Below are 8,550 nucleotides of genomic sequence, written 5' to 3'. Positions count from 1 at the left end.
CCCGCCGCTGTGGCGGGCCCGACCAGAGGCAGGATTGGGGCCATGACCGCACCACTCTTCGTCGTCGACCCCGGTGCCCTCGACCGTCTCGGGGTCGCCGACGTCGTCGACCTCACCGGGCCGGAGGCCCACCACGCCGCGGCCGTCGTGCGGCTCGCGGTGGGGGAGCACGTGCTCGTCGCCGACCGGCAGGGCGCCCGCGTGCTCACCGAGGTCACCGAGGTCACCCGAGAGCTGGTGCGGCTGCGGGTGCTCGAGCGCGCCGACGAGCCGGAGCCCTCCCTTCGCCTCACGCTCGTGCAGGCCCTGTCCAAGGACGGACGCGACGAGGACGCCGTCGAGGCGGCCACCGAGCTCGGCGTCGACCGGGTCATCCCGTGGCAGGCCGACCGATCGATCGTGCGGTGGCGGGGGCCCAAGGCCGACAAGGGCCTGCGCAAGTGGGCCAACGTCATCGAGCGCGCCGCCAAGCAGTCGCGACGGGGCCGCTGGCCCCAGCTCTCGCCGATGGTCACGACGAGCGGTCTGGCGCTCGAGTGCCCTGGGCGCACCCCCTTCGTCCTGCACGAGGACGCGACGACGCCATTGGCCGGGATCGATCTGCCGACCGAGGGCGAGGTGCTCCTCGTCGTCGGGCCCGAAGGGGGGATCTCGCCGCAGGAAGTCGACCGCCTCGTCGCGGCCGGCGCGACCCCCGTGCGCCTCGGTCCGCAGGTGCTGCGGGCGTCCACCGCCGGGCCGGCGGCGATCGCGGTCCTGAGCGCCATGGGTCGCTGGCGGTGACGCGCGCCTTCTACCAGTGGTCCGGCGGGACCGAGGCGGACCACGCGGCGCTCGCGTGGTTCGCCGGTGCCCGGCCCGAGCAGATGGGTCCGCGCCTGGCCACCTTCCGAGGCGGCCTGACGGGACGAGCCTGGCTCGGCGCTCTCGTCCTGGTCTCGGTCGTGAGCATCGCCCTGTCGGTCCTCGTCGCGCTGCTCGCGCCCGACCCGGGGGTGGGCACGGTCGTGGGCACCTGCGTCGTGACTGCCGGTCTCTCGCTACTCGTCCTGCTCGCCGTGTGGCTCCTCGCCCGCCGTCACCGCTGCGACGTGCATGCTCACGGACTCGTCGCCTCCGGGGCCTGGGGCGGTGCCGAGGCCATCCCGTGGGCGACGATCGATCCGGGTCGGGTCTTCGTGGCCACGACGGTGCGGGCCATGACCCGGATGCCGCTGGCGCTCTACCGGCAACAGGCCACGCTCCCGCCGGGCGTCGTCGTCAACGGCTGGACGCAGCGTCCGGTCGGCACCACGTGGTGGTTCGAGGCCTTCTCCAGCGCCTACCGCTACCAGCCGCAGCCGAGCGACTCGCCCTTCGGGTGGTGGCAGCTGGGGCCCACCGACCCACGCGCCTTCCTCACGGCGATGGAGCAGGCCATGGTCGCGGACGGCTATCCGGCCGCCGGGCTGACCCCCTTCGCCCTCAGCCGGTCCGTCGACGCCGGTGACCTGCGGCGCGATCCCGCCCTGCAGCGCGAACGCCTGCTCACCGACCCTGTCCTCGGCCTGCCACGACGGTGAGCCAAACGGGTCGTCCCTGCGACCCGGCCCCCGTAGACTGGGCCGCACGATGCCTCAATCAGACCATCCCGACCTGCGCGCCCTCGACGCGATCCCCGACGAACCGCGAGCCGCCGCGCCGGGCAGCGCGCCCAGCGTTCGCCAGACCATCGTCCTGCCCGACAACGTGCCGATGGTCAGCCTGCTCGGCCCGACCGACGAGCTGCTGCGCACGATGGAGCGAGCCTTTCCCCGCACCGAGATCCTCGTGCGGGGCAACGAGTTCCGCCTCGAGGGCCCGCGCGGTGACCTCGAGGTCATCGACCGGCTCCTCGACGAGATGACCGAGATCGTCGAGGCCGGCCAGCCGCTCAACAAGGACGCCGTGGAGCGCTCGATCACCATGTTGCGCGGTCAGACCCGCGAGCGTCCCGCCGACGTGCTGACGATGAACATCGTCTCCAGCCGCGGCCGCACGATCCGCCCCAAGACCCTCGGGCAGAAGCACTACGTCGACGCGATCGGCGACAACACGGTGATCTTCGGCATCGGCCCCGCCGGCACCGGCAAGACCTACCTGGCCATGGCCAAGGCGGTCGCTGCGCTGCAGGCCAAGGAGGTCAACCGGATCATCCTCACCCGCCCGGCGGTCGAGGCCGGCGAAAAGCTCGGCTTCCTGCCCGGCACGCTCAACGACAAGATCGACCCGTACCTGCGCCCGCTCTACGACGCCCTGCACGACATGATCGACCCGGAGTCGATCCCGCGGCTCATGGCGGCCGGGACGATCGAGGTGGCGCCGCTGGCGTACATGCGTGGCCGCACGCTCAACGACGCGTTCATCATCCTCGACGAGGCGCAGAACACCTCGCCCGAGCAGATGAAGATGTTCCTCACCCGCCTCGGCTTCGGCTCGAAGATGGTCGTCACCGGCGACACGAGCCAGGTCGACCTGCCCGGCGGGATGGAGTCCGGCCTCAAGGTCGTCCAGCGCATCCTCACCGACATCGAGGGCGTCCACTTCGCCCACCTCGACGCCTCCGACGTCGTCCGCCACCGGCTCGTCGGGGAGATCGTCGGGGCCTACGACCGATACGACGCGACGAAGGGGCAGCGCCGATGAGCATCGACGTGCTCAACGAGACCGACCACGACGTCGACGAGGGCGAGTTCGTCGACCTCAGCCGCTACGTGCTCGAGCAGATGCGCGTGCACCCGCAGGCCGAGCTGTGCATCCGCTTCGTCGACGAGGCGACGATGACCGTCCTGCACGAGCAGTGGATGGACCTCGCCGGCCCGACTGACGTCATGAGCTTCCCGATGGACGAGCTGCGGCCCGGTCGCGAGGGCGAGACCTCCGCCGAGGGGGTCCTCGGCGACATCGTCGTGTGCCCGTCGGTCGCGGAGCGGCAGGCCGCCGCGGCGGGCCACGCCGCCATCGAGGAGATGCTCCTGCTGACGACGCACGGGATCCTCCACCTGCTCGGCTACGACCACGCGGAGCCCGATGAGGAGAAGGAGATGTTCGAGCTGCAGCGCCAGCTGCTGCTCACCTTCCTCGCCGGCCGCGGCCGGGAGGCCCAGGGGTGACCACCCTGATCATCGGCGCGGTCGTCGCGATCGTCGCCGCCTTCGTCCTCACCCTCGTCGACGCCGCCATCGGCTCGGCCTCCCGCGTCGCCGCGGAGGAGGCCGACAGCGCGGGACGAAGGGGGGCACCCGCCCTGCGCGAGATCCTCGCCGACAGCGCGGGACCGATCTCCGTCCTCGCCTTCCTGCGCGCCGTCGCCGAGGCGACCGCCGCGGTCCTGATCACCCTCGTCGTCGTCGACCAGGTCGAGCGCACCTGGGTGGCGCTGCTCGTCTCCGCGGCGATCATGGTCGTCGTGACCTTCGTCCTCGTGGGCGTCTCGCCGCGGACCCTGGGGCAGCAGCACAGCACGGCGATCGCGGTGGCGGCCGCCCCCTTCGTCATCGGGCTGCGACGCGTCCTCGGGCCGGTCGCCCGACTGCTCGTGTCCATCGGCAACGCCGTGACGCCCGGCCGCGGGTACCGCGACGGGCCCTTCCGCTCCGAGGCCGAGCTGCGCGACCTGCTCGACCTGGCGGGGGAGTCCGCGATCATCGAGGACGAGGAGCGCGACATGCTGCACTCCGTCTTCGAGCTCGGCGACACGATGGCCAGTGAGGTCATGGTGCCGCGCACCGACATGGTGACGATCGAGTCGGACAAGCCCGCCCGCAAGGGGCTCAACCTCTTCATCCGCTCGGGGTTCTCCCGCGTGCCCGTCGTCGGTGAGTCGAGCGACGACATCGTGGGGCTGCTCTACCTCAAGGACGTCGTGCGTCGCCTGCTCGCCGACGAGGAGACCCGCGACCTGCCCGTCTCCGAGTTCATGCGGCCGGCCCCCTTCGTCCCCGAGAGCAAGCCCGTCGACGAGCTGCTGCGCGAGATGCAGCGCGACCAGACCCACGCCGCGATCGTCGTCGACGAGTACGGCGGTACGGCGGGGCTGGTGACCATCGAGGACATCCTCGAGGAGATCGTCGGCGAGATCACCGACGAGTACGACCGCGAGGGACCGAGCGTGGAGGACCTCGGCGACGGCCGCCACCGCGTGCCGGCCGGACTGCACCTCGACGACCTCGGCGAGCTCTACGGCATCGAGCTCGACGACGAGGAGGTCGACACCGTCGGGGGACTCATCGGCAAGGTCACCGGACGGGTCCCGATCATCGGCGCGCACTGCGAGGTCGCCGGACTCTCGCTCACGGCTGAGAAGATGTCGGGGAGACAGCACCGCATCGCCACCGTCATCGTCGAGCCGGTTCCGACCGAGCAGGCGCACGGTGGGCGCGAGCACGAGGAGATCGGGGCATGAGCGTGGACCAGCCGCAGGAGACATGGCACGCAGGATTCGCCTGCCTCGTCGGTCGGCCCAATGCGGGCAAGTCGACCCTGACCAATGCCCTCGTGGGTGACAAGGTCGCCATCACCTCGAGCAAGCCGCAGACGACCCGGCACGTCATCCGGGGGATCGTGACGCGCGAGCAGCGGCAGCTGATCCTCGTCGACACGCCGGGGCTGCACAAGCCGCGCACCCTGCTGGGGGAGCGGCTCAACGACCTCGTCCGCGAGACCCTGCTCGAGGTCGACGTCATCGGCTTCTGCCTGCCGTCCGACCAACGGATCGGGCCCGGCGACACCTTCATCGCCAAGGACCTCGCCGAGCTGCAGCGGGCCAAGCGGGTGCCGGTCGTGGCGATCGCGACCAAGAGCGACAAGGTCGACCGCGAGCGACTCGCCGAGCACCTCATCGCCATCGACCAGCTCGGTGACTGGGCGGCCATCGTCCCGTGCTCCGCCACGCGGGGGGACCAGGTCGAGGACGTCCTCGAGGTGCTCGGGTACCACCTGCCCCCGTCGCCCGCTCCGCTGTACCCCGAGGACCAGCTCACCGACGAGGACGACGAGCGGATGATCGCCGAGCTCGTGCGCGAGGCCGCCCTCGAGGGGGTGCGCGACGAGCTGCCGCACAGCCTCGCCGTCGTCGTCGAGGAGATCGTGCCCCGCGAGGGCCGACCCGAGGACGACCCCATGCTCGACGTGCGGGTCAACGTCTTCGTCGAGCGTGACAGCCAGAAGGCGATCATCATCGGACGTGGTGGCTCACGGCTGCGCGAGGTGGGCACCAACGCCCGCGTCGGCATCGAAAAGCTGCTCGGCAGCAAGGTCTTCCTCGACTTGCACGTCAAGGTGGCCAAGGACTGGCAGCGCGACCCCAAGCAGCTGCAACGCCTCGGTTTCTGAGGTCACGAGTCGGTCACAAGGATTTGGGCCACGGCTCGCCCGTGGGCCATGGTGGGCGATTGGGCAGCATGCTGCCCGGTAACCGCCACCGACTCTGACTCGTAACGACTGATACCTGGGAGGAGCGGGCGGGACGACTCGCTCGCCCCGACCCGACCTGAATCGTGACTGAACCTACGCAACCACCCACCTCCGGCAAGGACGCCGCCCCGCGCGACACCCGTCGTGTCGACCACCCGGCCCTCGAGCCGCGGATCGTGCCCAAGTCCGACAAGGCCGGGCTCGACACCATCGTCTTCGGCGTGACCGCCGTCCTCGCCGTCGCCTTCGTCCTCTGGGGCGTCATCAGCACCGCCTCGCTCGCGGACGCGTCCGCCAGCGGGCTGGACTGGGTCGTCACCAACACCGGGTGGCTCTTCGCGCTCGCGTCGACCGGCTTCGTCTTCTTCGTCATCTGGCTCGCGGCGAGCAAGTACGGCAACATCCCGCTCGGCGCCGACGGCGAGCAGCCGGAGTTCCGCACCGTCTCGTGGATCGCGATGATGTTCTCCGCCGGCATGGGCATCGGCCTGATGTTCTGGGGCGCCGCCGAACCGCTCGCGCACTTCCTCACCCCACCGCCCGGCACCGGCGAGGCGGGCAACGAGCACGCGACGCGCACCGCGATGGCGACGACGCTCTTCCACTGGACCCTGCACCCGTGGGCCATCTACACCGTCGCTGGTCTGGCGATCGCCTACGGCGTCTTCCGCAAGGGTCGTGGGCTGACGATCAGCGCGGTCTTCGAGCCGCTCATCGGCAAGCGCCAGGTCCACGGGCCGGCCGGCAAGGTCATCGACATCTTCGCCATCTTCGCCACGCTCTTCGGCTCCGCGACGTCGCTCGGCCTGGGTGCCCTGCAGATCGCGTCCGGTGCCAAGATCGTCGGCTGGGCCAACGACGTGACCAACACGGTGCTCGTCCTCATCATCGTCGTGCTGACGATCTGCTTCATCTTCTCCGCCGTCTCCGGCGTCGAAAAGGGCATCCAGTGGCTGTCCAACACCAACATGGTGCTGGCGCTCGTCCTCGCCCTGTTCGTCTTCATCGTCGGCCCGACGATCTTCATCCTCAACCTGGTGCCCACGTCCCTCGGCACCTACATGCAGCACCTGATGGAGTACTCCGCCCGCACCAACGCGCAGGGTGAGCACGGCATCAAGTCGTGGCTGTCGGGCTGGACGATCTTCTACTGGGCCTGGTGGGTCAGCTGGACCCCCTTCGTCGGCATGTTCATCGCCCGCATCTCGCGCGGCCGCACCATCCGTGAGTTCGTCACCGGCGTGCTGCTCGTGCCGAGCACGGTCAGCCTGCTGTGGTTCGCCATCTTCGGCGGTGCCGCCATCAAGGCGCAGGAGATGGGCCAGGCCCTCGACAAGTTCGGCGACGGTGAGGAGAGCACGCTCTTTGCGCTGCTCGACTCCATGCCGTGGGCCGGTGTCACCTCCGTGCTCGTCATGGTGCTCGTCGCGATCTTCTTCGTCTCCGGCGCCGATGCCGCCTCGATCGTCATGGGCTCGCTCAGCGAGCACGGCACGCTCGAGCCCAACAAGGTCACGGTGGTCTTCTGGGGTGTCGCGACCGGTGCCGCTGCCGCGATCATGCTGATCATCGGTGGTGAGGACTCGTTGACGGGTCTGCAGCAGATCACCATCGTCGCGGCACTGCCCTTCGTCCTCATCATGATCGGCATGGCGGTCTCCTTGGTGAAGGACCTGCAGTCCGACCCGATGGCGGTGCGTCGTGCCTACGCGCGGGAGGCCCTCAAGCAGGCGGTCGTCACCGGTGTCACCGAGCACGGCGACGACTTCGTCCTGTCGATCGACCCGGTCCAGCCGGGCGAGGGCATCGACCGCGACCGGGTCGCGGCCGTCGTCACCCCGACCGAGGCGGCATCGAGCCCTGCGCAGGGGTCGAGCGCATCCGCTGACACTGCCGGCGAGAGCACCGACGAGGAGGGGCAGCAGCGCCCCACCTCCTGATCTGCTCGTCCGGGGCCTGAACACCGATGTGGGTGTTCAGGCCCCGACGCCTATCCTTGGACCATGCACATCGGAGTTTTCGGAGCCACCGGCCAGGTCGGACAGGTCATGCGAGCGCTGCTCGAGGAGCGGGACTTCCCCGTCACCTCGATCCGCTACTTCGCCTCTGCGCGGTCCGCCGGGTCGACCCTGCCGTGGAAGGACCAGGAGGTGACGGTCGAGGACACCGCGACCGCCGACTTCTCGGGTCTGGACATCGCGCTGTTCTCCAACGGCGGGTCCACCAGCAAGGAGTGGGCGCCCAAGGTCGCCGCCGCGGGCGCGACCGTGGTCGACAACTCGAGCGCCTGGCGCAAGGACCCGGAGGTGCCGCTCGTCGTCTCCGAGGTCAACGCCGACGACATCGCCGAGCTGCCCAAGGGGATCATCGCCAACCCCAACTGCACGACCATGGCCGCGATGCCGGTGCTGAAGCCGCTGCACGACGAGGCGGGGCTGGTCGCCCTTCGCGTCGCGACCTATCAGGCCGTCTCCGGCTCGGGTGGCGCGGGCCTGACCGAGCTCGACAGCCAGCTGCGCGCCGGCTACGCCTCGGGCGACCCCAAGGACCTCGCCCGGGACGGGTCCGCGCTCACCCTGCCCGCCCCGCAGGTCTACGAGGCCAACATCGGCTTCAACGTCGTGCCGGTCGCCGGGTCCGTCCAGGACGACGGCACCCTCGAGACCGACGAGGAGCAAAAGCTGCGCAACGAGTCGCGCAAGATCCTGCACATCCCCGACCTGCGCGTCAGCGGCACCTGTGTGCGCGTCCCCGTCTTCTCCGGCCACGCGCTGGCGATCCACGCGGAGTTCGACCGCGAGATCACCCCGGAGCGGGCGCAGGAGATCCTCGAGGCCGCGGACGGCGTCGTCGTCACCGACGTGCCCAACCCGCTCGAGGCCGCGGGCAAGGACGAGGTCTTCGTCGGCCGCATCCGCGCCGACCAGTCCGTCGTGGAGGGCAAGGGCCTCACCCTCTTCGTCGTGGGTGACAACCTGCGCAAGGGTGCTGCGCTCAACGCCGTGCAGATCGCCGAGCAGATCGTCGCCCGCCAGGCCTGATCCCGCTGGTCGAGGCACGAGCCTCGAGACCACGCAGGGCGCCGCTCACCATCACGGTGAGCGGCGCCCCGCGTCG

Annotated in this window: 8 protein-coding genes; all 8 read left to right on the top strand. The window is 70.3% G+C overall.

Features of this window, described 5'->3' with window-relative positions; genetic code table 11:
• The first annotated feature begins 42 nt into the window (after positions 1 to 42).
• The 8 genes from JAN01S_RS08760 to JAN01S_RS08725 all read left to right on the top strand — a co-directional run bounded on the left by JAN01S_RS08760 (position 43) and on the right by JAN01S_RS08725 (position 8,474).
• On the top strand, positions 43 to 783 hold the full coding sequence (locus tag JAN01S_RS08760; protein WP_068316755.1) for a 16S rRNA (uracil(1498)-N(3))-methyltransferase: 741 nt from the start codon (positions 43 to 45) through the stop codon (positions 781 to 783).
• Positions 780 to 1,562 (top strand): hypothetical protein, encoded by a 783-nt coding sequence (locus tag JAN01S_RS08755; RefSeq protein WP_068316753.1) that lies wholly within the window; start codon positions 780 to 782, stop codon positions 1,560 to 1,562. The genes JAN01S_RS08760 and JAN01S_RS08755 overlap by 4 nt, the downstream gene beginning before the upstream one ends.
• A 49-nt stretch (positions 1,563 to 1,611) precedes the next feature.
• On the top strand, positions 1,612 to 2,664 hold the full coding sequence (locus tag JAN01S_RS08750; RefSeq protein ID WP_084360119.1) for a PhoH family protein: 1,053 nt from the start codon (positions 1,612 to 1,614) through the stop codon (positions 2,662 to 2,664).
• Positions 2,661 to 3,131: an rRNA maturation RNase YbeY gene (gene ybeY / locus JAN01S_RS08745; RefSeq protein ID WP_068316750.1), complete on the top strand. Its 471-nt coding sequence runs from the start codon at positions 2,661 to 2,663 to the stop codon at positions 3,129 to 3,131. The genes JAN01S_RS08750 and ybeY overlap by 4 nt, the downstream gene beginning before the upstream one ends.
• Positions 3,128 to 4,423 (top strand): hemolysin family protein, encoded by a 1,296-nt coding sequence (locus JAN01S_RS08740; protein WP_068316748.1) that lies wholly within the window; start codon positions 3,128 to 3,130, stop codon positions 4,421 to 4,423. The genes ybeY and JAN01S_RS08740 overlap by 4 nt, the downstream gene beginning before the upstream one ends.
• Positions 4,420 to 5,352 (top strand): GTPase Era, encoded by a 933-nt coding sequence (era, locus tag JAN01S_RS08735; RefSeq protein ID WP_068316746.1) that lies wholly within the window; start codon positions 4,420 to 4,422, stop codon positions 5,350 to 5,352. Before JAN01S_RS08740 ends, era begins: the two co-directional genes overlap by 4 nt.
• 161 nt (positions 5,353 to 5,513) lie before the next feature.
• A complete protein-coding gene (locus JAN01S_RS08730) occupies positions 5,514 to 7,373 on the top strand; it encodes a BCCT family transporter (protein WP_084360118.1) in 1,860 nt (619 codons plus the stop codon).
• Between the two features lie 63 nt (positions 7,374 to 7,436).
• Entirely contained in the window at positions 7,437 to 8,474 is a 1,038-nt protein-coding gene (locus tag JAN01S_RS08725; protein WP_068316743.1) for an aspartate-semialdehyde dehydrogenase, read from the top strand.
• Positions 8,475 to 8,550 lie beyond the last annotated feature (76 nt).

This window comes from Janibacter anophelis NBRC 107843 (assembly GCF_001570945.1).
Classification (GTDB): Bacteria; Actinomycetota; Actinomycetes; order Actinomycetales; family Dermatophilaceae; genus Janibacter; species Janibacter anophelis.
Note: the sequence above shows the minus strand (reverse complement) of the source record. Positions and strands in the feature narration are given on the sequence as shown.